Source organism: Pseudomonas silesiensis, from assembly GCF_001661075.1.
GTDB lineage: Bacteria > Pseudomonadota > Gammaproteobacteria > Pseudomonadales > Pseudomonadaceae > Aquipseudomonas > Aquipseudomonas silesiensis.
In genome coordinates this window covers 6,188,328-6,210,372 of the sequence record NZ_CP014870.1, presented here as the reverse complement: position 1 = coordinate 6,210,372, position 22,045 = coordinate 6,188,328, and the positions used below count along the sequence as shown (strand labels likewise).

The window sequence follows — 22,045 nt, the reverse complement described above, 5'->3', positions numbered from 1 at the left end:
TGGATACTGCCTGAACCTCGCGACCGTCTTTCGAACACCTTCCAGAAGCCTGTGTAACAGAAAACGTGTACACAGACCTCTGGCTGACGACAACCGGTCTAACCGGCAGCGGGTTATTGTGATTTTCTGACCCGCAGATACCACTCGGACAGCAGTCGTACCTGTTTGTCGGTGTAGCCCCGCTCGACCATCCGTGTGACGAAGTCGTTGTGCTTCTGCTGATCCTCTTTACTGGCCTTGGCATTGAAGCTGATGACTGGCAGAAGGTCCTCGGTATTGGAGAACATTTTCTTCTCGATGACCACCCGCAGTTTTTCGTAGCTGAGCCAGGTCGGGTTCTTGCCATTGTTGTTGGCCCGGGCGCGCAGCACGAAGTTGACGATTTCGTTGCGGAAATCCTTCGGATTGCTGATGCCGGCCGGTTTTTCGATTTTCTCCAGTTCTTCGTTCAGCGCAACGCGGTTGAGGATTTCGCCGGTTTCCGGGTCGCGGTATTCCTGGTCCTGGATCCAGAAATCGGCATACAGCACATAACGATCGAAGATGTTCTGGCCGTACTCGCTGTAAGACTCGAGGTAAGCCGTCTGGATTTCCTTGCCGATGAATTCGATATACCGCGGTGCCAGGTACTCCTTCAGGAAACGCAGGTAGCGTTCACGGGTTTCGGCCTGGAACTGTTCCTGTTCGATCTGTTGTTCCAGCACATAGAGCAGATGAACCGGGTTGGCGGCAATTTCGTGCGGATCGAAGTTGAACACCTTCGACAGGATCTTGAAGGCGAAGCGGGTCGACAGGCCGTTCATGCCTTCGTCGACGCCGGCGTTGTCGCGGTATTCCTGAATCGACTTGGCCTTTGGATCGGTGTCCTTGAGGTTCTCGCCGTCATACACCCGCATCTTGGAGTAGATGTTGGAGTTTTCCGGCTCCTTGAGGCGCGAGAGCACGGTGAACTGGGCGAGCATCTTCAGGGTGTCAGGCGCGCAGTGAGCCTTGGCCAGCGAACTGTTGAAGAGCAGCTTGTCGTAGATCTTCACTTCGTCGCTGACACGCAGGCAGTACGGCACTTTGACGATGTAGATCCGGTCGATGAAGGCTTCGTTGTTCTTGTTGTTACGGAAGGTGTGCCATTCCGATTCGTTGGAGTGGGCCAGCAGGATCCCGGTGAACGGAATCGCGCCGAGACCTTCGGTACTGTTGTAGTTGCCTTCCTGGGTGGCGGTCAGCAATGGGTGCAGCACCTTGATCGGCGCCTTGAACATTTCGACGAATTCCATCAGGCCCTGGTTGGCCCGGCACAGTGCGCCCGAGTAGCTGTAGGCGTCGGCGTCGTTTTGCGGGAATTCTTCCAGTTTGCGGATATCGACCTTGCCCACCAGTGCCGAGATGTCCTGGTTGTTTTCATCTCCCGGCTCGGTTTTGGCCACGGCGATCTGGTTAAGGATCGACGGATAGAGTTTCACCACGCGGAACTGGCTGATGTCGCCACCGAACTCGGCCAGGCGCTTGGTGGCCCATGGCGACATGATGGTGTTGAGGTAGCGCCGCGGAATGCCGAAGTCTTCCTCGAGGATCGCGCCATCTTCAGTGGCGTTGAACAGACCCAGAGGCGATTCGAATACCGGCGAGCCCTTGATCGCGTAGAAAGGCACTTTCTCGATCAGTTGTTTGAGCTTCTCGGCCAGGGACGATTTACCACCGCCGACGGGGCCGAGCAGGTAGAGGATCTGTTTCTTTTCTTCCAGGCCCTGAGCGGCATGGCGGAAATACGACACGATCTGGTCGATGCATTCTTCCATCCCGTGGAAGTCTTCAAAGGCCGGATAGCGGCGGATCACCTTGTTGGAAAAGATTCGCGACAGTCTCGAGTTGGTCGAGGTGTCGAGCAGCTCCGGTTCACCGATGGCCAGCAACAGACGCTCGGCTGCGGAAACGTAGGCGCTGCGGTCCTGTTTGCACAGTTCAAGATACTCTTGCAGCGAGAGTTCTTCCTGGCGTGTGGACTCGAAGCGTTGTTGGAAGTGGCTAAAGATACTCATGACGTCACCTCGCTCGATACGTGGAGCCGACGCCGGATCACTCAGTCGATGCTGGCAGCAACCGGATATGCAGTTGCTGTTTACCCCCCAGAACCCTTTCAAGGCTTAGCGCCCCGAAAGCTACTCCCGATGATCCGCGCGCCGGTGTACCGGCTCTCCCCTGTTTTGGATGGCCTGCGCTTAAGGATAGTTGCTTATTTGGGAGGTAAAGGCGAGATACGTAATTAGTTGTGGCAGACCGTTCGTCTGCCACCTCGCTAACCCACGGGGGCCGGGGCTTGCGCATTACAAAAAAATTATTCGCAAGTGCCTTGCGCTGTTTCCGAAGGATAAGTCGTGCGCCAGAGTTCGAACCCGCCATCCATGCTGTAGACGTCGGAAAAACCCTGGCTGATCAGGTAGGCGGCGGCACCCTGGCTGGAATTACCGTGATAGCAGACGACTACGGTCGGTGCGTCCAGATCGGCGCCCTGAATGAAGGCATGCAGCGAATGGTTGTCCAGATGCTTCGAGCCGCTGATGTGCAGGGCGGCAAAGGTCGCTGGGTCGCGAACGTCGACCACGACTGCGCCTTGTTCGCGCAGGGCCTGGGCCTGTTCCGGGGGGATACGTTTGAATTCGCTCATGGCGGGCTCCTGTGGCTCGGCTGAAAGCGCAGTCTAGCGCGGTGCGCTGGCTGGCGAGGGTTCGGTCATTCGTGGGGCGACTGGCGGCACGGCGGCATGACCCTGCGCGTCGCATTTACAAGACAGGCGTTCGCCGCTGTCGACATTCATGAGCGTCAAGGCCCCGCCCCAGACACAGCCGGTGTCGAGGGCCGAGATCCCCGGCTCGTTGCATTTGCCTTCGAGTGCAGCCCAATGGCCGAAGATGATCTTCAGGCCCTTGGTCTTGCGTTCCTTGTGCTGGAACCAGGGTTTGTACCCTGCCGGCGCAGTGTCGAGACCTTCCTTGCTCTTGAGGTCAAGCTTGCCCTCGGCGGTGCAGAAACGCATCCGGGTGAAATAGTTGGTGATCACTCGCAGGCGCGCGATGCCCTTGAGGTCGTTGTCCCATTTCGCCGGATCGTTGCCGTACATGCCATCGAGGTAGGCTGGAAACAGGTTGTCGTCGCGCAGGGCGGTCTCGACCTCGGCAGCGCACTTCAGGGCTTTGCGCAGTGACCATTGCGGCGGAATGCCGGCATGCACCAGCGCAACGTTTCGTTGTTCGTCGTAGTGCATGAGTTTTTGCTGGCGCAGCCAGTCCAGCAGTTCGGCGCAATCCGGTGCTTCGATGATTTCGCGCAGGGTGTCGGCTTTCTTCAGGCGCTCGATGTTCTGCCCGGCGGCCAGCAAGTGCAGGTCGTGGTTGCCGAGTACGCACACCAGCGATTCACGGATGCTGTAGAGGAAGCGCAGGGTATCCAGAGATTGCGGGCCGCGGTTGACCAGATCGCCCACCAGCCACAGTCGATCCTGCGTTGGGTCGAAGGCAACCCGCTTGAGCAGGCATTGCAAGGCTGCAAGGCAGCCTTGCAAATCGCCGACGGCATACGTCGCCATCAGTGCAGGGCTCCGGGCACCGCCAGGCGGAATGGCGCGATGATGGCGTCGAAGTGTTTGCCGTCTGTGGCTACCATCTCATAAGTGCCTTGCATCGTACCGACCTTGGAGGTCATGACGGTGCCGCTACTGTAGGTATGGCTTTTGCCCGCGTCGATCAACGGCTGCTGGCCAACCACGCCTGCTCCGCGAACCTCTTCGACATGCCCGTCGCCATCGGTGATCACCCAGTGCCGCGACAGCAGCTTGGCCGGTAGTACGCCATTGTTGTGCACGGTAATGGTGTAGGCGAAGGCAAAACGGTTTTGCTCGGGTTGCGATTGTTCTGCCAGATAGCGAGTGACGACGCTGACGTCGACCTGATAACGAGGATCGGACATGCAAGAGGCCTTAAAAACGAAGCGGGGCGCGGGGCGTAGCTGATGGAACTCAGTCTAGGCCAAGTATCGGATAGTAAACCAGACATGAGGGCTGGTGTCCTACCCGATAACGCTTATCGCCTGTCAGTCGGCGCTGGGAGTGGGTAGGACTTGTTCGCTCAGCTTGTCGGCCAGGCGCACGAAGGCGGCCAGGTCGAGCTGCTCGGGGCGCAGGCTGCCATCGACACCAGCGGCCTCGATCTCGGCATTGCTCAGCAGCAGCTTGAGTGTATTGCGCAGGGTCTTGCGCCGTTGGTTGAAGGCTTCGCGCACGACGCGTTCCAGCAACTTGTGATCCTTGGCCGGGTGCGGCAGCACTGCGTGAGGGACCAGGCGCACGATGGCCGAGTCGACTTTTGGTGGCGGATTGAACGCCCCCGGGCCCACGTTGAACAGATGCTCGACCCGACAGTGGTACTGAACCATGATCGACAGCCGACCCCAATCACCGCCACCAGGACCTGCGGCCATACGCTCGACCACTTCCTTTTGCAGCATGAAGTGCATGTCGCGGATCAGGCTGGCGTTATGCAGCAGGTGAAAAATCAGCGGCGTAGAGATGTTATACGGCAGGTTGCCGACGACTCGCAGGCTGTTCGGCGCAGCACCAAGGCTGTTGAAGTCGAACTTCAGCGCATCACCCTGGTGCAGGTTGAAGTTGCTCTTGCCGGCAAATTGCTGGTTGAGGATCGGGATCAGATCCTTGTCCAGTTCCACCACGTCGAGCTGGGCACCGCTACCGAGCAGGCCTTGAGTCAGCGCCCCCTGGCCCGGACCGATTTCCAGCAGGCGGTCTTCGGGTTTGGCGTGGATGGAGCGCAGGATGCGGTCGATAACGCCAGCATCGTGCAGGAAGTTCTGGCCGAAACGCTTGCGCGCCCGGTGTTGGTAATGCTCGGTCATAAACGGGTCTCGGCCATCTGGTAGGCGGTTTCCAGGGCGACTTGCAGGCTGCCGGTGTCGATCTTGCCGCTGCCGGCCAGATCCAGGGCAGTGCCGTGGTCGACCGAGGTGCGGATGATCGGCAAGCCGAGGGTCACGTTGACTGCTGCGCCGAAACCTTTGTATTTCAGCACGGGCAGGCCCTGGTCGTGGTACATCGCCAGCACCGCATCGCAGTGCTCCAGATATTTGGGGGTAAACAGAGTGTCGGCGGGCAGGGGACCGCGAAGGTCCATGCCCTCGCCGCGCAGGCGCTCCAAGGTGGGTTCGATGATGTCGATTTCTTCATGGCCCAGGTGTCCGCCTTCACCGGCATGGGGGTTGAGCCCGCAGACCAGGATGCGTGGTCGGGCGATGCCGAATTTTTCTTGCAGATCGGCATGCAGGATTCGCGTGACCCGTTCCAGGCGCTCCGGCGTGATTGCGTCGGCAATCTCGCGAAGCGGCAGGTGGGTGGTGACCAGCGCTACCCGCAATCCGCGAGTAGCGAGCATCATCACCACTTGCGCGGTATGGGTCAGGTCAGCGAGAAACTCCGTGTGCCCGGAAAAAGCGATGCCGGATTCGTTGATCACGCCCTTGTGTACCGGGGCGGTGATCATGCCGGCAAAATGCCCGTCCAGGCAGCCTTGGCCAGCGCGGGTGAGGGTCTCCAGGACAAACGCCGCATTGGCCTTGTCCAGTTGCCCGGCAGTGACCCTGGCGTTGAGCGGAGTATCCCAGACGTACAGGCTATTGGCGGGAGCAGGCACATCCGGCCAACTGTCCGGTGCAACCGGCAGCAGGTCGACCACCACGCCCAGTTGCGCAGCCCGCTCAAGGAGCAGGTCGCGGCTGGTAATGGCAATCAGGGGGTGAGGCTGGGCGTGCGCCGCGAGCAGCAGGCACAGGTCAGGGCCTATGCCGGCTGGTTCGCCGGGTGTCAGCGCGAAACGTTTGGGTTTCACTGTGTTGCCTGGTCTGCACCAGGGAGCTTGATCTCTACGTACGCTTCGTCACGGATCTGACGCAGCCAGGTTTGCAGCTCTTCGTCATATTTGCGGTTACGCAATACGCTCATCGCTTGCTGTTCGCGGGCCTGATTGGTGCTGTCGGTGGCGCGGCGGCCAAGGACTTCCAGGACGTGCCAGCCATACTGGGTCTGGAACGGCTTGGACAGCTGACCTTGCGGGGTCCTGGCCATCACTTCGCGGAACTCGGGAACCAGTGCGTTCGGGTCGATCCAGTTCAGGTCGCCGCCGTTGAGGGCGGAACCCGGGTCTTCCGAGAAGTTTTTCGCCAGTTCGCCGAAATCTTCGCCCGCTTCGATCCGGGTGTAGAGCGACTGAGCCAGGGCCCTGGTTTTTTCTTCGTCGCGGATCGGGCTAGGTTTGACCAGGATATGACGCACATGCACTTCGTCACGCACCTGGGTCTCGCCGCCACGCTTGTCGAGGATCTTCAGGATGATGAAGCCGCCCGGCGTACGCATCGGTTGAGTAATGTCCCCGACCGCCATGGTGCCGAGCAGGCGATCGAACGGAGGCGGCAGTTGAGCGGCTTTGCGCCAGCCCATGTCCCCGCCTTCGAGTGCGGTTTCGCTGGCGGATTTGGCGATTGCCAGTTGACCGAAGTCAGCGCCTTGCTTGAGCTGCTGGTAGACCGCATCGGCCTGTTTGGCGGCATTCTGAATCGCGTCGGAGTTGGCGCTTTCCGGCGTTGGAATCAGGATGTTGGCCAAGCGGAACTCTTCGGACAACTGCATCTTGCCGAGATCGGAAGCGAGGAAGTTCTTCACCTCCTGTTCGGACACCTGGATGCGTTCCGCCACACGACGCTGACGCACACGGCTGATGATCATTTCGCGGCGGATCTGGTCACGGGCTTCGTCGTAGGACAGGCCGTCGCGTGTCAGGGCGGCACGGAACTGATCCACAGACATGTTATTGCGCTGGGCAATGGTGCCCACAGCCTGGTTCAGTTCTTCATCGGTAATACGGATGCCGGAACGTTCGCCGATCTGCAGTTGCAGGTTCTCGACGATCAGGCGCTCGAGTACCTGCTGATCCAGCACGTTGGCCGGCGGTACCGCGGCACCGCGTTTGGCTATGGTTTGCTGAACTTCATGGACCCGTTGGTCCAGCTGGCTCTGCATGACCACGTCGTTGTCGACGATGGCCACCACTTTATCGATGGACTGTACCGAGGCGTTGGCCGCAGTACCCAGGAACAACGCGCCCAGCATTAGCGGGCGCAGACAATCAGAAAGCTTGGTCTTCACGTTCACGATAACCTTGGATGCCTTTGTCGAGGAAGCTCTCTACTTTGGAGCCGGTGAGGCCGCCGAGACCTTTCAGAACGATTTGGAGGAAGACGCCATGGTCGCCTTTTTCGTTTTCCGGCGCGTCTTGACTGGTTTCGTCATAGTCGACCCAGTAACGGTTGATCAGGCGCAGTTTCCAGCAGCAGTTGTCATACTCGAAGCCACCAAAGGCTTCCAGGGTACGGTTTTGGTTGTAGTCATACTGCCAGCGGCTGATCAGGTTCCATTGCGGCACGATCGGCCACATGACCGAGAAGTCGTGTTGCTGGATCTTGTAGTAGTCCTTCACGTAGCCAGGTTGACCCGGCGTGCCGTAGTCACCACCGCCCACCGACCATTGACCGGTGTTCTGGTCGTAGCGGACCTGGTCATTGCGATAGCGATAGCCGGCGTTGATGATCTTGTTCGGGTTGTCTTCTGGCTGGTAGTGGAACATTGCGCTGCCCGAGCGAGGGCTGCGGCTGTCCGGGTCCCAGTTGTAATCGGCAGTGGTCCGCCAATCACGGTTCCAACGGTATTCGTATTCCAGCGCGTACGGCGAAACGTCCGACTGTGAATCCTTGCGGGTCCTGGCATCGATGCCTGGCAACTGAACCTTGCGATCCTGGAAGTAGACGGCCTGGCCGACGCTGATGCGTTGACGCTCGAAGCCGTTTTCTTCGATCCAGCGGTTAGTGATGCCCAGCGACAGTTTGTTCTCGTCGCCGACGCGGTCGGTGCCGGAGAAGCGGTTGTCGCGGAACAGCGACGCGTAGTTGAAGGTGTACTCGCTGGTGTCGAAGACTGGAATGTCTTCCTGATCCGTTTCCGGAACGTAGAGGTAAAACAGGCGCGGCTCAAGGGTCTGGCGGTAGTTTTTGCCGAACCATTGGGTGTTGCGGTCGAAGTACAGGCCGCTGTCGATGCTGGCGATTGGCACGCCACGGTTCTGATTGCTGTCGAACGTACCGTTGAGTCTGTTCTGTTCCGCGGTCTGGGCGGCAATCTGGGATTTACCCGTACCGTCCAGGTCCAGCTGGTATTGCGTGTACTGGTACTTGAGCGTTGGTTTCACGAAACCGTAAGTCCAGTCCAGCGGCAGGCTCACGGCTGGCGCCAGGTTGAGGCGGTCGCCGGTGGCGCGTGCCAGGCCTTGGACGTTAGTGTCCAGGCGCGGGCTTAAATTGCCGTTTTCGTCCGAGAAGCTGCCGGTTTTCAGATCCCGGTCAAATCTGACGAGCTCGGTGTTATACGAGAAATCCAGACCACCCGGATGGTAGGGCAGTGCCCCATCAAAGGTGATCTGCGGTAAGCGATCATACGGCGTGATGTTCGATACGGTCGCCAGCTGATAAGCCTGGGCGTTGACGCGCGCGGTGTAACTGTCGCCGCGATAGCTGACGGAACCTTGTTGGTTCACGTAATCAGAGCTTTTCACGCCGATCTGGTCAGTCTGCAGATCCTGGAAGTAATACGGATCGCTGATCTTGGTGTAGTCGACCTGGGAGAAGACGCGCGAGTCGAGACCGCCCTTGTGTTGCCAGTTGTACATGTAGCGGGTTTCTTCGTAGTCGGTCTGCAGCTTGCGATCATCGTTCTCGTCGTTGAGGTACGCGGCGCCGAACTGACCTTCGCTGGACTTGGTCAGGTAACGGAACTCACCTTCCATCAACAAGCCGCGCTCGCTCATGTAGCGCGGGTACAACGTGGCATCGTAATTCGGTGCCAGGTTGAAGTAATACGGGGTGACCAGCAAGAAGCCGGTATCGGTGCCGGTACCGATGGTCGGCGGCAGGAAGCCCGACTGGCGACGGTCATCGATGGGGAAATAGATGTACGGCGTGTACAGGACCGGAATGTCCTTGACCCGCAGTGTCACGTTGGTCGCGGTGCCGAAGCCGGTGGCCGGGTTCAGGGTGATGTTGTTGCCCTTGAGCTGCCAGGCGTTGCTGTCCGGTTCGCAGGTGGTGTACGTACCATCCTTGAGGCGGATGATCGCGTTCTCGGCGCGCCTGGCGTACAGCGCGCTGCCGCGAATGCGGGATTTGTGCATCACGTATTCGGCATTGTCGACCTTGGCTTCACCGGTATCGAGCTGTACATCGGCGTGGTCGCCGACGATCAGTGCGCCGTTGTCGCGAACGCGCACGTTGCCGCTCAGTTCGCCACGGCTCTCGGCCTGGTAGAGATTCGCTTCGTCGGCTTCGACCTGCATGCTGCCCTGTCGCATGACCACGTCGCCGGCCAGGGTAGCGACTTGCTCCTCCTGCTTATAGCGAGAGGCTTTGGCGCCGAGGAAGGTTGGAGCGTCGCTTTTATCCGTCTTGTCAGTCATGCCAGGACGAATCGGTTCTACATAGGCACCGGCGCAGTAAGGACCGGTTTCAGCCAATTGCGCCGCCGTGAGTTTCTCGCGCGGAACCCAGTCGAGGTGGCTGTAGTCTTCGCTACGGGACTTCAGGCCGCGGCCCTTGGCTTCGGTCACGAGTACTGGCTTGGCACCGGTGTCTTGACTGACACTATCGTCAGCCGGCGTCTCACCGCCCGCGCTGACAGAGCTGCCCTCATGGACGGGGCGCGGTGGCAAGGCAGCTGCTTGAGATTTAGGCGCACAGTTCCAGGCCCCCGAAGCAGAGACTGAGCAGTCATACTGTTCCGCGGCAACCACGAACGAAGTGGCGAATGGTTGCAGGGCCAGCAGACTGCCGGTCACCAACAACGGAAATTTTTTACGAAACGCGGGGGATTTCAATGCCATCTTATTAGTCCGGGCTTCCTGCGTGCCATCTGCCCGCGGTGTGGGCCGCACGCCTCTCGATGGTCTGAAAAAGATGCTGGATAATAAAGCATGACCCGCTTGACGGCTAGCGCCGTCGGAGACCCTTGTAATGCCTGACCAAGATGTACGTTTGCAACACCTGACAGTTTGGCTCGATGAGCAACTGCCGATCCTCTTTGCAGAACAAGGCTGGGGACCCGTACCCCCGGCCACGTTGACCGCAGCCAGTAGCGACGCGAGTTTCCGGCGCTACTTTCGCTGGGAAGGCGAGGGCAGGAGCTTTGTTGTGATGGACGCTCCACCGCCCCGGGAAAACTGCAAACCCTTCGTGGATATTGCTTTCCTGTTGGCCAAATCCGGAATAAATGTGCCGAAAATCTATGCCGAAGACCTCGAGCGTGGATTTCTGTTGCTCAATGACTTGGGCAACAAGACTTACCTGGACGTGATTGACAGCGAAAATGCCGACGATTTGTTCCAGGACGCCGTGCAAGCGCTGCTGGCTTTTCAGCAGTTGCCGATGGTCGCACCGCTGCCGAGTTATGACGTGGCCTTGTTGCGACGCGAGCTGGAATTGTTTCCAGAATGGTACGTGAAGTGCGAGTTGGGCATTGAGTTCGACCCCGCTCAACAGATGCTCTGGCAGCAAGTCAGCGAGTTGCTGATCGAAAGCGCGCTGGCCCAGCCCAAGGTGCTGGTGCACCGCGATTACATGCCGCGCAACCTGATGCTCAGCGAGCCGAATCCGGGTGTGCTGGATTTCCAGGACGCGGTCTATGGCCCGGTGACCTACGACGTGACCTGTTTGTTCAAGGATGCATTCCTCAGTTGGCCCGAGGAGCGTGTACGCACTTGGCTGGAAGAATACTGGCAACAGGCGGGCGCGCTGGGGATCCCGGTTCAGCCGGACTTCGAGGATTTCCTGCGCGCCAGTGACCTGATGGGCGTGCAGCGTCACTTGAAAGTGATCGGCATCTTCGCCCGGATCTGCCATCGCGACGGCAAGCCGCGTTATCTGGAAGATGTGCCGCGCTTCTTTGCTTATATAGAGGCTGTGGTCGCGCGCCGTCCCGAACTGGCTGAGCTGGGTGTATTGCTGGCCAGTCTGCGCGCTGGAGCGAATGCATGAAGGCGATGATTCTGGCGGCAGGTAAAGGCGAGCGCATGCGCCCGTTGACCCTGACCACGCCAAAGCCGCTGGTTCGTGCCGGCGGGGTGCCGCTGATCGAGTATCACCTGCACGCGCTCGCCGCAGCCGGTTTTACCGAGATCGTGATCAATCACGCCTGGCTCGGCCAGCAGATCGAAGATTATCTGGGCGACGGCTCGCAGTATGGCGTGAGTATTCAGTATTCGCCGGAAGGTGAGCCGCTCGAAACCGGCGGCGGAATCTTGCGCGCATTGCCGTTGTTGGGGAGCGAAGCCTTTTTAGTCGTAAATGGTGACATCTGGACCGATTACGACTTCAGCGTGTTGCATCGGCCTATTGCCGGGCTGGCTCATCTGGTGCTTGCAGACAACCCTGCCCATCACCCGGTCGGGGACTTCAATTTGATCGACGGACAGGTGCGTGACGGTCAGCCAGGCTCTGCCACCCTGACCTACAGCGGCATCGCGGTGTTGCACCCGCTGCTGTTCGCCGGTTGCGTGGCAGGGGCCTTCAAGCTTGCGCCGCTGTTGCGCACCGCCATGGCAGACGGACAAGTGACTGGCGAGCACCTGAACGGGGTCTGGGTGGATGTCGGCACCCACGAGCGTCTGGCCGAAGTGGACACTCTGATAGAAGCGAGACGCTGACATGCTGTGGCCAGGGACTCTGATTGGAGCCGGAGTGGGCTATGCCATTGCCAACATTCCGGGGGCCATGCTCGGCGCCTTGTTGGGGCAGGCGCTGGATCGGCGCCTGCAACTGCACAGCTGGGCAGACGTGCGAGAAAAACTCGGTGGTCGTCCGGTGCTACGCAACGATGAACTGTTGTTCGTGTTACTGGGACGGCTGGCCAAGTGCGATGGACAAGTAGTCAATGGTCATATCCAGCAGGCGCGCCAGGAGATGCGCTCGCTGGACTTGAGTGAATCGGCCCAGCGCCGTGCAATAGCAGCGTTCAATCGCGGCAAGTCGGGGCATGACTCGTTGCGCGGTTATATGCGTCGCTTGAGTGCCCAGCCCCATGCAGCCGAAGGCGTCTTGCGCGCCTGTTGGCGGATGATCTGGGCCGATGGCCGCGCCGGTGTCGCTGAGCTTGAGCTTGTAGCACAGTGGGGTAAATGGCTGGGCTGGACGCAACAACAGGTGCAGTCGCTGGCCACCGACTATGAGCCGCAGAAACGTCCGTTGGTCAGCAGTGCCGTGACTTACCAGGAGGCTTTGCGACTATTGGGCGTATCCGCCACCAGCGAGCCGGCGCAGATCAAGCGCGCTTATCGACGCCTGCTCAGCCGTCATCACCCGGACAAGATCGCCGGCAGTGGGGCGACGGCGACGCAGGTGCGTGAGGCTACGGACAAGACTCGTGAGTTGCATAACGCCTATACCTTGATTCGTGAGCGGCGGGATTTTCGGTAGGGCAACAGAGTTGTGTTGTCTCTGATGCCGCCTTCGTCGGAACGCCGCCCGGACCAAGCCCGCTCCCACATTTGATCCCGGTTGTATAGAAACTCTATGTCCACTGAAGATCAAATGTGGGAGCGGGCTTGGTCCGGGCGGCGTTCCGACGAAGGGGGCGACTCGGTCTATCGGACTTCCTTAGGCTCAGCACTCAACCACCCCCGAACCCGACGAACCAGCTGCTCCTGCTCGGCCTTGCTGTTACCCGGCAGCGACTTGAGCGATACCTGGCTGAAACCAGAAGCCTTCAAGCGTTTACTCGCCTGCAATCGTTCCAGCGCCGCGTTGCGATCCACCGGCTTGTCCCGATAGAAAATGTCTGCTGTAGGCAGCTTCAATGTCGGTGCAAGTTCAGCCAGTCCGGGTTTCGCGCTAACCGGCGTGCGGGCGGCGACCATCACCAGTTTTTCAACCTGTGGGGGCTGTCTTTCACTCAGGTAACGCGCGGCCCAGTAAGCACCCGTGCCATGACCCAATACGACAATGCTGCGGGCGCTTTGCTGTTCGGCGTAGGCAATGGCCGCGTCGATGCGGGCGAAAATTCGTTCGGCGTCGGCCCCGATCTGTTCCTCGCGGGTCTCGACGACCGCCTTGTCCGCGATCTCCGCTTCGCCGCTGACGGCCTGCTCGATGGGCGCGGAGGTGGTGGCATCCTTGCTGCCGGTCTCGGGCGCTTTGAGCGTTGGCGGCATTTCAGCAATGCGTGGCGCAATGGCATCGCTTTGCGGGTCCGGCAAGGTGATACTCAGGCTGCTCCACTCGACATCCGGCAATGTGCGCCGCAATGGAGCGATTGCTTGCGGCCAGTCAACGTTTTCGCCAGCGCCCGGGACGATAATCACCGCGCCTTTTGGGCTGGCGGTATTGGCCGGTTTCCACAGGGCCAGAAAGGTATCGGTCCCGGCTTGCAGTTGTTGCTGCTCCTGGATCGGGACCTGTCGTACGAGGGCGGTGGCATCTTCCTGGGTACGCTCAAGCAACGGCGCGCGCTCAGGCGGTTTTTCTTCCGCGGTTTTCCCTGCGCTGGAAGCCGAGTCGGCCGCCTCGACGGAAAAGGCGCAAGGCAGGATAAGCGACAGGCACAATGCCGACAGTGCCAGACGGTAGACAGGGAGCATCGGATAATCCAGGCCAGAAGTGATTCCGGCAGCCTAATGGGTTGGTCAGTATTTGTCAGTGTGTAGGACTTCAATGATGCGTTTTCGCTACCTTTGGGTTATCGGCTGTTTGTGGTTCCCCTTGATGAGTTGGGCGGCGTCCGCACCTCCAGCGCATGTCACACCATTGTCCGCGGACCAGCAGCAATGGCTGGCCCAGCATCGCGAGTTGCGGGTCGGACTGGTGCTGCAGGTGCCTTATGCCCAATACGATCGCCGCTTGCAGCGTTTGTCGGGCGTTAACGTCGAGCTGATGCAACGGCTGGCCAAGTCCCTCAAGGTCGAGCTGAGCTGGCGTCACTTTCCCGACCTTGCGCAGCTGGAAGCCGCTGCGCGTGAAGGTGCGATCGATATCGCTCCCGGGCTGAGCCAGACGCCCGCCGGTCTGCGTCTGTGGCAGTTTTCCGATCCGTACATGCGGGTCCCGCAACTGGTGGTCAGTGACCAGAAAAGCACCGGCACGGTGGAGCTGGAAAAACTCGACAGCCAGACCCGCGTCGCCGTGCGCATGCCCAGCGCCACGGCCGATTACCTGCGCGGCAATTACCCGCATTTGAACCTCCAGGGCGTACCGATCGAGCGCCAGGCACTGCAACTGTTGACGAGTCAGCAAGCCAGTTACGCAGTGGTCGATGAAGCCCAGCTGGGACGCCTGTCCGTCGAGCCGGAGTTCGCCGCACTGGTCGTGGTCGGTGACATTGGCCTGCCGCAACTGCTGCGGGTGGCCACGCGCCGGGACTGGCCGGAGCTGGCGGGTATCGTCGAAAGCGCATTGCGGTCGATCCCGGCCAAGGACCTGGAGCAGTTGCACAGTCAATGGCTGCAACCCAAGTACCCGCGGCTGACCGAATCACCGGGTTTCTGGCAAAACCTTTCCCTGTTGTTGGCAGTGTTGATGCTGAGCAGCATGGCTATCGTCTTTTGGCAGCGTCGGCAGCAGCACAGCCTGGAGCAAAGGTTATTGGCCGCGCGGGAAGACATTGCCCTGCGCGCCGCCAGCGAAGAAGCCTTGCGCCTGACTCAGTTTTCCATCGACCAGAGCACCGTCGGCATTCTCTGGGTCAACTGGGACAGCCATGTGCGTTACGCCAACCGCGCGGCAGAAACCATGTTGGGCTATCCGGCGGGCGGGATCATCGACAGACCGTTGATCGACTTTGAGCCGAGTCTGCACATGGACCGTTGGCTGAACCTGTGGAAACGCGCCAGGGCCAGCGAGGAAGGCCCGCAAAGTTTCGAAACCAATTGTGTGCGCGCCGATGGCAGCGTTCTGCCAGCGGATGTTTCATTGAGTTTCCTGCGTTTCCGCGACGGCGAATACCTGGTGGTTTACCTCAACGATGTCACCGAACGCCGCCGTGCCCTGGCTGCGCTGCAAGAAAGCGAAGCGCGACTGCAAGGGATCGCCGCCAATGTTCCGGGACTGGTCTTCCGCCTGGAGCGTGCGCCGGTCACCGGGCAGATCGACTTTGCCTACATCAGTGAAGGCAGCGAGAGCCTGGTGGGTTACTCGCCTGCCACCCTGGCTCATCGTGACAAAGGCCTGCGCAGTCTGGTGCATCCTGACGACAAGGCCAGCTATCACCTGACTCAGGACCGTGCGCTGGACACCGACAGCGACTGGTCGTGGCAGGGGCGGATTCTCACCCGTTCAGGCGAGCAGCGCTGGGCCGAGATCAAGGCCATTACCCGCCGGCTCGAAGACGGTGCCTACGTCTGGGACGGCATTGTCTGGGACATCAGCGAGAGCAAACGTATCGAGCTGGAACTGGCCAGCTCCCGGGGGCAATTGCGCGAGTTGTCCGCCCACCTGGAGAGTGTGCGGGAGGAGGAAAAAGCCCGCATCGCCCGGGAAGTTCATGACGAACTGGGTCAGATGTTGACCGTATTGAAGCTGGAAACCTCCATGTGCGAATTGGCCTACGCCCAGCTCGATCCCGGTCTGCACGAACGCTTGAACAGCATGAAGCGCTTGATCGCTCAGCTGTTCCAGCTGGTGCGTGATGTGGCGACGGCGCTGCGCCCACCGATTCTCGATGCCGGGATTGCCTCGGCCATCGAATGGCAGGCCCGCCGCTTCGAGGCACGTACACAGATTCCGTGTCTGGTGCAGGTGCCGGACAATCTGCCAGTGCTCAGTGATGCCAAGGCGATTGGTTTGTTCCGGATCCTTCAGGAGGCACTGACCAATGTCATGCGCCATGCCCAGGCGCATACTGTTGAATTGACATTGGCGCTGGAGGGCGACGAGTTGTGCCTGACGGTCAGTGACGATGGCGTAGGATTTGTCCCATCCACCGGCAGGGCGACATCCTTTGGTGTGGTGGGCATGCGCGAGCGGGTGTTGATCATGGGCGGTGAGTTGTTGCTTGAGAGTGAACCGGGGGAAGGCACGACCTTGAGTGTGCGTGTGCCGGTGGGTGAAGCCTGAGGTATTTGTGGCGTCTGTACTGACGCCTTCGCCGGCAAGCTGGTCTCGCTCCCACAGGGGTTCGTGCAAGTGCACAAATCTCTGGAATACCGAAGTCCCCTGTGGGAGCGAGCCGGCTCCGGGCGGCGTTCCGACGATAGATCTTGAATCTGGAGAAGAACATGATCCGTGTACTGGTAGCCGAAGACCACACCATTGTCCGCGAAGGCATCAAGCAGTTGATCGGCCTGGCCAAGGATCTTCTGGTGGTAGGGGAGGCGAGCAATGGCGAGCAGTTGCTCGAAACCTTGCGTCATGTTCCCTGCGAAGTGGTGTTGCTGGATATCTCCATGCCTGGGGTCAATGGCCTGGAAGCCATTCCGCGGATTCGCGCGTTGAACAATCCGCCGGCGATTCTGGTGTTGTCGATGCACGACGAAGCACAAATGGCCGCCCGTGCGTTGAAGGTCGGTGCTGCCGGTTACGCCACCAAGGACAGCGATCCTGCGCTGCTCCTGACCGCGATCCGCAAAGTCGCGGCGGGGGGGCGGTATATTGATCCGGACCTGGCCGATCGCATGGTCTTCGAAGTCGGGCTTACCGATTCGCGGCCGTTGCATTCGTTGCTGTCCGAGCGAGAGTTCTCGGTGTTCGAACGCCTGGCACAAGGCGCCAACGTCAACGACATTGCCCAGCAACTGGCCTTGAGCAGCAAGACCATCAGCACCCACAAGGCGCGACTGATGCAGAAACTCAACATCACCTCGTTGGCGGAGCTGGTGAAGTACGCGATGGAGCACAAGCTCCTCTAAAAAACACCACTGTCCCCTGTGGGAGCGAGCTTGCTCGCGATAGCGGACTATCAGTCGACATCAATGTTGAATGTCAGACCGCAATCGCGAGCAAGCTCGCTCCCACAGGGATAGTGGTCGCATGCCCATTTACGACATCCTGCAAAGCCGTTTCTGCCCGTTCTTGTGGCTTGCAGCTTGAAACTCGCCACTGCCCCTATCCATCTCCGCCATCCTTGTAGGGCAATCCCTACCCCCAACCTTCCATCCGGCTGAGGCCATTCTCTCCTGCGCCCCGATTTGCGTGGCCACCAGCGTCCACTAGGCTTAGTCCACAGTAGTCATCAACAACAAAGGTGTGGGTATGAGCCAGGTCGATTCAAGCGCAGGGGCCAGCGACATTCTGGTCAGCTTTCGTGGAGTGCAAAAGAGCTACGACGGCGAGAACCTGATCGTCAAAGACCTCAACCTGGACATTCGCAAAGGCGAATTCCTCACCTTGCTCGGGCCGTCCGGCTCCGGTAAGACCACCAGCCTGATGATGCTCGCCGGTTTCGAAACACCGACGGCAGGTGAAATCCTCCTCGCCGGGCGTTCCATCAACAACGTGCCGCCGCACAAGCGCGACATCGGCATGGTCTTCCAGAACTATGCGTTGTTCCCACACATGACGGTTGCCGAGAACCTGGCGTTCCCGCTCACCGTTCGCGGCTTGAACAAGAGTGACGTCAGCGACCGGGTCAAACGGGTCTTGAGCATGGTTCAGCTCGACATGTTCGCCCAGCGTTATCCGGCGCAACTGTCCGGTGGTCAGCAACAGCGTGTGGCCCTGGCCCGTGCCTTGGTGTTCGAGCCGCAACTGGTGCTGATGGACGAACCCCTCGGCGCGCTGGACAAACAACTGCGCGAACACATGCAGATGGAAATCAAACACCTGCACCAGCGCCTCGGCGTGACGGTGGTCTACGTGACCCACGACCAGGGTGAAGCCCTGACCATGTCCGACCGTGTGGCGGTGTTCCACCAAGGCGAAATCCAGCAGATCGCGCCGCCGCGCTCCCTTTATGAAGAACCGAAAAACACCTTCGTCGCCAACTTCATCGGCGAGAACAACCGTCTCAATGGTCGCTTGCACAGCCACACCGGCGACCGCTGCGTCGTCGAGCTCGGTCGTGGTGAAAAGGTGGAAGCCCTGGCGGTCAATGTCGGCAAGACCGGCGAGCCCGTCACGCTGTCGATTCGCCCGGAACGCGTGAGCCTCAATGGTTCGAGCGAAGCTTGCGTCAATCGCTTCTCGGGAAGGGTGGCGGAATTCATCTATTTGGGCGACCACGTGCGGGTTCGCCTGGAAGTCTGCGGCAAGACCGACTTCTTCGTGAAACAACCGATTGCCGAGCTTGATCCCGAGCTGGCGGTTGGCGACGTGGTACCGCTTGGCTGGCAGGTCGAACACGTTCGCGCGCTCGACCCGCTTCTAGAGGCGCATTGATCGCCCCCTGCTTCAACAACACCAACCCTGCACGTGGAGAGAACAATAAATGTTGAGATCCCTGAAATTCACCGCTTTGGTCATGGGCATGATCGGTGCGACACACGCGATGGCGGCGGGCCCGGACCTGACCGTGGTGTCCTTTGGCGGGGCGAACAAGGCGGCTCAGGTCAAAGCCTTCTACGCACCGTGGGAAGCGGCAGGCAACGGCAAGATCGTGGCGGGCGAGTACAACGGCGAGATGGCCAAGGTCAAGGCCATGGTCGACACCAAGAGCGTGTCCTGGGACCTGGTGGAAGTTGAATCGCCGGAATTGTCCCGTGGTTGCGACGAAGACATGTTCGAGCAACTCGATCCCGCGCTGTTCGGCAAGAATGAAGACTACGTCAAAGGCGCTATCCAGCCGTGCGGCGTGGGCTTCTTCGTGTGGTCGACTGTGCTGGCCTACAACGCCGACAAGCTGAAAACCGCGCCAACCAGCTGGGTGGATTTCTGGGACACCAAGAAATTTCCGGGCAAGCGCGGCCTGCGCAAGGGCGCCAAGTACACCCTGGAGTTCGCGCTGATGGCGGACGGCGTTGCGCCGAAAGACGTCTACAAAGTGCTGGCCGGCAAGGATGGCCAGGATCGCGCGTTCAAAAAGCTCGATGAGCTCAAGCCAAGCATCCAGTGGTGGGAAGCCGGTGCACAACCGCCGCAATACCTCGCTTCCGGTGACGTGGTCATGAGCTCGGCCTACAACGGCCGGATCGCTGCCGTGCAGAAAGAAAGCAACCTGAAAGTGGTGTGGAACGGCGGTATCTACGACTTCGACGCATGGGCCATTCCAAAAGGTCTGGACAAGGCACGTGCTGAGGCGGCGAAGAAATTCATCGCGTTCTCGGTGCAGCCGCAACAGCAGAAAACCTATTCGGAAAACATCGCTTACGGACCGGCCAACGTTCAAGCCGTCCCGCTGCTGGCCAAGGATATCCTGAAGGACATGCCGACCACCCCGGAAAACATCGCCAACCAGGTGCAGATCGACGTCAGCTTCTGGGCTGACAACGGTGAGCAACTGGAGCAGCGCTTCAATTCCTGGGCCGCAAAATAAGACCACCCCGTGGGCTTATCCACTCTTGTAGGAGCGAGGCTTGCCCGCGAAGACGTCAGAACATTCAACATCAATGTTGACTGACACACCGCCTTCGCGGGCAAGCCTCGCTCCTACAGGGGTGATGCGTAGCTAACAAGAACAGAGGTGGCCTCCCGGATGTGGAGTGCCTGCCTCTGTAACGATCAAAGATTTCCGGAGTACGCCATGGCCACCGCCATTCCCCTGAACGCGGGCACAGACCCCACCTTGAAGCAGCGGCTCAAGCATGCCGAGCGGATCAATCGCTGGAAGGCCCAAGCCTTGATCGCGCCGCTGGTGCTGTTTCTGCTGCTGGTGTTCCTGGTGCCGATCGTGGCGCTGCTCTACAAAAGCGTCGGTAACCCGGAAGTGGTCGGCGGCATGCCGCGCACCGTGGCGGCCATCGCCAGTTGGGACGGCCGCGGCCTGCCCGCTGAACCGGTTTACAAGGCAGCTAGCGAAGACCTGGCCGAAGCCCGCAAGAATCAGACCTTGGGCGACCTGTCCAAGCGCTTGAACATGGAGTTGGCCGGCTACCGCAGCCTGCTGACCAAAACCGCACGCGCCTTGCCGTTCGCCACCGAACCGGCCTCTTATAAAGAAGCGCTGGAAAATCTCGACGAGCGCTGGGGCGACCCGGCCTACTGGCAAGCCGTACGCCGCAACACCAGCAGCATTACGCCGTACTACCTGCTGGCGGCGGTGGACCACCGGATCGACGACCTCGGCGAAATCGCCCCCGCCACGCCCGACCAGGCCATCTATCTCGATATCTTCGCCCGGACCTTCTGGATGGGCCTGATCATCACCGTGATCTGCCTGGTGCTGGCTTATCCATTGGCCTATCTGCTGGCGAACCTGCCATCGCGGCAAAGCAACCTGCTGATGATTCTGGTCCTGCTGCCGTTCTGGACCTCGATTCTGGTGCGGGTCGCCGCGTGGATCGTGCTGCTGCAATCGGGTGGCCTGATCAACAGCGGCCTGATGGCCATGGGCATCATCGATAAGCCGCTGGAACTGGTGTTCAACCGTACCGGGGTCTACATCTCGATGGTGCACATCCTGCTGCCGTTCATGATCCTGCCGATCTACAGCGTAATGAAAGGCATCTCGCCGACTTATATGCGCGCCGCGATTTCCCTGGGTTGCCACCCGTTCGCCAGCTTCTGGCGGGTGTACTTCCCGCAGACCTATGCCGGTGTCGGCGCCGGTTGCCTGTTGGTGTTCATCCTCGCCATCGGCTACTACATCACCCCGGCCTTGCTGGGCAGTCCCAACGACCAGATGGTCAGTTACTTCGTCGCCTTCTACACCAACACCAGCATCAACTGGGGCATGGCAACCGCGCTCGGTGGGCTGCTGCTGTTGGCGACCGTGGTGCTGTATCTGATTTACAACTGGCTGGTGGGCGCCAGTCGCCTGCGCCTGAGCTAAGGGGAGAACGAAATGCTGAGTCCTTATATGTCGCCCATCGAGAGGGCATGGTTCTATAGTTTGCGGATTCTCTGCGGCTTGATCCTGTTGTTCCTGATTTTGCCGGTGCTGGTGATCATTCCGCTGTCGTTCAACTCAGGGAGTTTCCTGGTGTACCCGCTGCAAGGTTTCTCGCTGCAGTGGTATCACGACTTCTTCGCGTCGGCGGAATGGATGCGGGCGCTGAAGAACAGCATCATCGTCGCCCCGGCCGCCACGGTGCTGGCGATGATCTTCGGTACGCTGGCAGCGATAGGCCTGACACGGGGCGACTTTCCCGGCAAGCCGTTGGTGATGGCCCTGGTGATTTCGCCGATGGTGGTGCCTGTGGTGATCATCGGTGTCGCCAGCTATTTGTTTTTTGCGCCGCTGGGTCTGGGCAATAGCTTCTTTTCATTGATCGTGGTGCATGCGGTGTTGGGTGTGCCGTTTGTGATCATCACGGTGTCGGCGACCTTGCAGGGGTTCAACCACAACCTGGTGCGGGCGGCTGCAAGCCTGGGGGCTTCGCCGCTGACGGCGTTTCGGCGGGTGACCTTGCCGTTGATCGCGCCGGGCGTGATCTCGGGGGCATTGTTCGCCTTCGCCACTTCGTTCGATGAAGTGGTGGTGACGCTGTTCCTCGCCGGTCCTGAGCAAGCGACCTTGCCACGGCAGATGTTCAGCGGTATCCGCGAAAACCTCAGCCCGACCATTGCTGCCGCAGCGACGCTGCTGATTGCCTTCTCGGTGATCCTGCTGCTGACGTTGGAATGGCTGCGGGGTCGCAGCGAAAAACTGCGCACTGCCCAGGTCTAAAGCAACACACCGATCAATTGTAGGAGCGAGCTTGCTCCGGGCGGCGTTCCGACGATGGTCGTGAACGATAACCCTTGCTGCCTGAATGCATGCGGCGCTCTCAGGGTTTTCGCGAGCAAGTTCGCTCCTACAGGGTTTCGTGTACTTCTTGGGATTGCCTCACAAATTGTTCACCAGCGCCTGTTCGCTGAGCTGGATCGTCTG

General features: G+C 59.9%; 18 protein-coding genes. 9 read left to right on the top strand and 9 right to left on the bottom strand.

Translation table 11 applies throughout. The features are described 5' to 3' along the window. Positions 1 to 113: 113 nt before the first annotated feature. From PMA3_RS27585 to PMA3_RS27550, 8 genes are all read right to left on the bottom strand, one after another. Positions 114 to 2,036, bottom strand: a complete 1,923-nt coding sequence (locus PMA3_RS27585; protein ID WP_045059965.1) for a PrkA family serine protein kinase — start codon at positions 2,034 to 2,036, stop codon at positions 114 to 116. Positions 2,037 to 2,332: 296 nt separating this feature from the next. After that, entirely contained in the window at positions 2,333 to 2,662 is a 330-nt protein-coding gene (glpE, locus tag PMA3_RS27580; RefSeq protein ID WP_064680100.1) for a thiosulfate sulfurtransferase GlpE, read from the bottom strand. Between the two features lie 33 nt (positions 2,663 to 2,695). After that, complete coding sequence (locus tag PMA3_RS27575; protein WP_064680099.1) at positions 2,696 to 3,580, bottom strand: symmetrical bis(5'-nucleosyl)-tetraphosphatase; 885 nt, start codon at positions 3,578 to 3,580, stop codon at positions 2,696 to 2,698. Further along, on the bottom strand, positions 3,580 to 3,960 hold the full coding sequence (gene apaG / locus PMA3_RS27570) for a Co2+/Mg2+ efflux protein ApaG (RefSeq protein ID WP_064680098.1): 381 nt from the start codon (positions 3,958 to 3,960) through the stop codon (positions 3,580 to 3,582). The genes PMA3_RS27575 and apaG overlap by 1 nt, the downstream gene beginning before the upstream one ends. A gap of 123 nt (positions 3,961 to 4,083) precedes the next feature. Beyond that, positions 4,084 to 4,902: a 16S rRNA (adenine(1518)-N(6)/adenine(1519)-N(6))-dimethyltransferase RsmA gene (gene rsmA, locus PMA3_RS27565; RefSeq protein ID WP_064680097.1), complete on the bottom strand. Its 819-nt coding sequence runs from the start codon at positions 4,900 to 4,902 to the stop codon at positions 4,084 to 4,086. Continuing rightward, positions 4,899 to 5,888, bottom strand: a complete 990-nt coding sequence (pdxA, locus tag PMA3_RS27560) for a 4-hydroxythreonine-4-phosphate dehydrogenase PdxA (protein WP_064680096.1) — start codon at positions 5,886 to 5,888, stop codon at positions 4,899 to 4,901. The genes rsmA and pdxA overlap by 4 nt, the downstream gene beginning before the upstream one ends. Then, positions 5,885 to 7,201 carry a peptidylprolyl isomerase SurA gene (gene surA, locus PMA3_RS27555; protein WP_152032294.1) on the bottom strand — a complete coding sequence of 439 codons (1,317 nt, stop codon included), beginning with the start codon at positions 7,199 to 7,201 and terminating at the stop codon, positions 5,885 to 5,887. Before surA ends, pdxA begins: the two co-directional genes overlap by 4 nt. After that, positions 7,182 to 9,980 carry an LPS-assembly protein LptD gene (locus PMA3_RS27550; protein ID WP_064680094.1) on the bottom strand — a complete coding sequence of 933 codons (2,799 nt, stop codon included), beginning with the start codon at positions 9,978 to 9,980 and terminating at the stop codon, positions 7,182 to 7,184. Before PMA3_RS27550 ends, surA begins: the two co-directional genes overlap by 20 nt. Positions 9,981 to 10,110: 130 nt before the next feature. Between PMA3_RS27550 and PMA3_RS27545 the strand changes: the two genes are divergently transcribed. From PMA3_RS27545 to PMA3_RS27535, 3 genes are read left to right on the top strand one after another with little or no spacing between them, the layout of a single operon-like run. Continuing rightward, positions 10,111 to 11,130 (top strand): aminoglycoside phosphotransferase family protein, encoded by a 1,020-nt coding sequence (locus PMA3_RS27545; RefSeq protein WP_064680093.1) that lies wholly within the window; start codon positions 10,111 to 10,113, stop codon positions 11,128 to 11,130. After that, a complete protein-coding gene (gene murU, locus PMA3_RS27540) occupies positions 11,127 to 11,798 on the top strand; it encodes an N-acetylmuramate alpha-1-phosphate uridylyltransferase MurU (RefSeq protein WP_064680092.1) in 672 nt (223 codons plus the stop codon). Before PMA3_RS27545 ends, murU begins: the two co-directional genes overlap by 4 nt. A gap of 1 nt (position 11,799) precedes the next feature. Further along, positions 11,800 to 12,567 carry a TerB family tellurite resistance protein gene (locus PMA3_RS27535; RefSeq protein WP_064680091.1) on the top strand — a complete coding sequence of 256 codons (768 nt, stop codon included), beginning with the start codon at positions 11,800 to 11,802 and terminating at the stop codon, positions 12,565 to 12,567. A gap of 167 nt (positions 12,568 to 12,734) precedes the next feature. On the opposite strand, the gene PMA3_RS27530 is transcribed toward PMA3_RS27535, so the two are convergent. After that, positions 12,735 to 13,727, bottom strand: a complete 993-nt coding sequence (locus tag PMA3_RS27530; RefSeq protein ID WP_064680090.1) for an alpha/beta hydrolase family protein — start codon at positions 13,725 to 13,727, stop codon at positions 12,735 to 12,737. A 73-nt stretch (positions 13,728 to 13,800) separates the two neighbouring features. Between PMA3_RS27530 and PMA3_RS27525 the strand changes: the two genes are divergently transcribed. From PMA3_RS27525 to PMA3_RS27500, 6 genes are all read left to right on the top strand, one after another. Next, positions 13,801 to 16,197: a PAS domain-containing sensor histidine kinase gene (locus PMA3_RS27525; RefSeq protein WP_064680089.1), complete on the top strand. Its 2,397-nt coding sequence runs from the start codon at positions 13,801 to 13,803 to the stop codon at positions 16,195 to 16,197. A gap of 161 nt (positions 16,198 to 16,358) precedes the next feature. After that, positions 16,359 to 16,988, top strand: a complete 630-nt coding sequence (locus PMA3_RS27520) for a response regulator (protein WP_003210977.1) — start codon at positions 16,359 to 16,361, stop codon at positions 16,986 to 16,988. A 343-nt stretch (positions 16,989 to 17,331) separates the two neighbouring features. Continuing rightward, a complete protein-coding gene (locus PMA3_RS27515) occupies positions 17,332 to 18,456 on the top strand; it encodes an ABC transporter ATP-binding protein (protein ID WP_064680088.1) in 1,125 nt (374 codons plus the stop codon). Between the two features lie 49 nt (positions 18,457 to 18,505). Next, positions 18,506 to 19,549, top strand: a complete 1,044-nt coding sequence (locus PMA3_RS27510) for an ABC transporter substrate-binding protein (protein ID WP_064680087.1) — start codon at positions 18,506 to 18,508, stop codon at positions 19,547 to 19,549. Between the two features lie 207 nt (positions 19,550 to 19,756). Beyond that, positions 19,757 to 21,004, top strand: coding sequence for an ABC transporter permease (locus tag PMA3_RS27505; RefSeq protein WP_064680086.1), 1,248 nt, complete (start codon positions 19,757 to 19,759; stop codon positions 21,002 to 21,004). Positions 21,005 to 21,016: 12 nt separating this feature from the next. Next, a complete protein-coding gene (locus PMA3_RS27500; RefSeq protein ID WP_064680085.1) occupies positions 21,017 to 21,841 on the top strand; it encodes an ABC transporter permease in 825 nt (274 codons plus the stop codon). Positions 21,842 to 22,045 lie beyond the last annotated feature (204 nt).

What these genes read in the sequence shown, in the direction of transcription:
- PMA3_RS27585 (WP_045059965.1), bottom strand. Translation starts at nt 2,036, where the DNA reads ATGAGTATCTTTAGCCACTTCCAACAACGCTTCGAGTCCACACGCCAG.
- glpE (WP_064680100.1), bottom strand. Translation starts at nt 2,662, where the DNA reads ATGAGCGAATTCAAACGTATCCCCCCGGAACAGGCCCAGGCCCTGCGC.
- PMA3_RS27575 (WP_064680099.1), bottom strand. Translation starts at nt 3,580, where the DNA reads ATGGCGACGTATGCCGTCGGCGATTTGCAAGGCTGCCTTGCAGCCTTG.
- apaG (WP_064680098.1), bottom strand. Translation starts at nt 3,960, where the DNA reads ATGTCCGATCCTCGTTATCAGGTCGACGTCAGCGTCGTCACTCGCTAT.
- rsmA (WP_064680097.1), bottom strand. Translation starts at nt 4,902, where the DNA reads ATGACCGAGCATTACCAACACCGGGCGCGCAAGCGTTTCGGCCAGAAC.
- PMA3_RS27550 (WP_064680094.1), bottom strand. Translation starts at nt 9,980, where the DNA reads ATGGCATTGAAATCCCCCGCGTTTCGTAAAAAATTTCCGTTGTTGGTG.
- PMA3_RS27545 (WP_064680093.1), top strand. Translation starts at nt 10,111, where the DNA reads ATGCCTGACCAAGATGTACGTTTGCAACACCTGACAGTTTGGCTCGAT.
- murU (WP_064680092.1), top strand. Translation starts at nt 11,127, where the DNA reads ATGAAGGCGATGATTCTGGCGGCAGGTAAAGGCGAGCGCATGCGCCCG.
- PMA3_RS27535 (WP_064680091.1), top strand. Translation starts at nt 11,800, where the DNA reads ATGCTGTGGCCAGGGACTCTGATTGGAGCCGGAGTGGGCTATGCCATT.
- PMA3_RS27530 (WP_064680090.1), bottom strand. Translation starts at nt 13,727, where the DNA reads ATGCTCCCTGTCTACCGTCTGGCACTGTCGGCATTGTGCCTGTCGCTT.
- PMA3_RS27525 (WP_064680089.1), top strand. Translation starts at nt 13,801, where the DNA reads ATGATGCGTTTTCGCTACCTTTGGGTTATCGGCTGTTTGTGGTTCCCC.
- PMA3_RS27520 (WP_003210977.1), top strand. Translation starts at nt 16,359, where the DNA reads ATGATCCGTGTACTGGTAGCCGAAGACCACACCATTGTCCGCGAAGGC.
- PMA3_RS27515 (WP_064680088.1), top strand. Translation starts at nt 17,332, where the DNA reads ATGAGCCAGGTCGATTCAAGCGCAGGGGCCAGCGACATTCTGGTCAGC.
- PMA3_RS27510 (WP_064680087.1), top strand. Translation starts at nt 18,506, where the DNA reads ATGTTGAGATCCCTGAAATTCACCGCTTTGGTCATGGGCATGATCGGT.
- PMA3_RS27505 (WP_064680086.1), top strand. Translation starts at nt 19,757, where the DNA reads ATGGCCACCGCCATTCCCCTGAACGCGGGCACAGACCCCACCTTGAAG.
- PMA3_RS27500 (WP_064680085.1), top strand. Translation starts at nt 21,017, where the DNA reads ATGCTGAGTCCTTATATGTCGCCCATCGAGAGGGCATGGTTCTATAGT.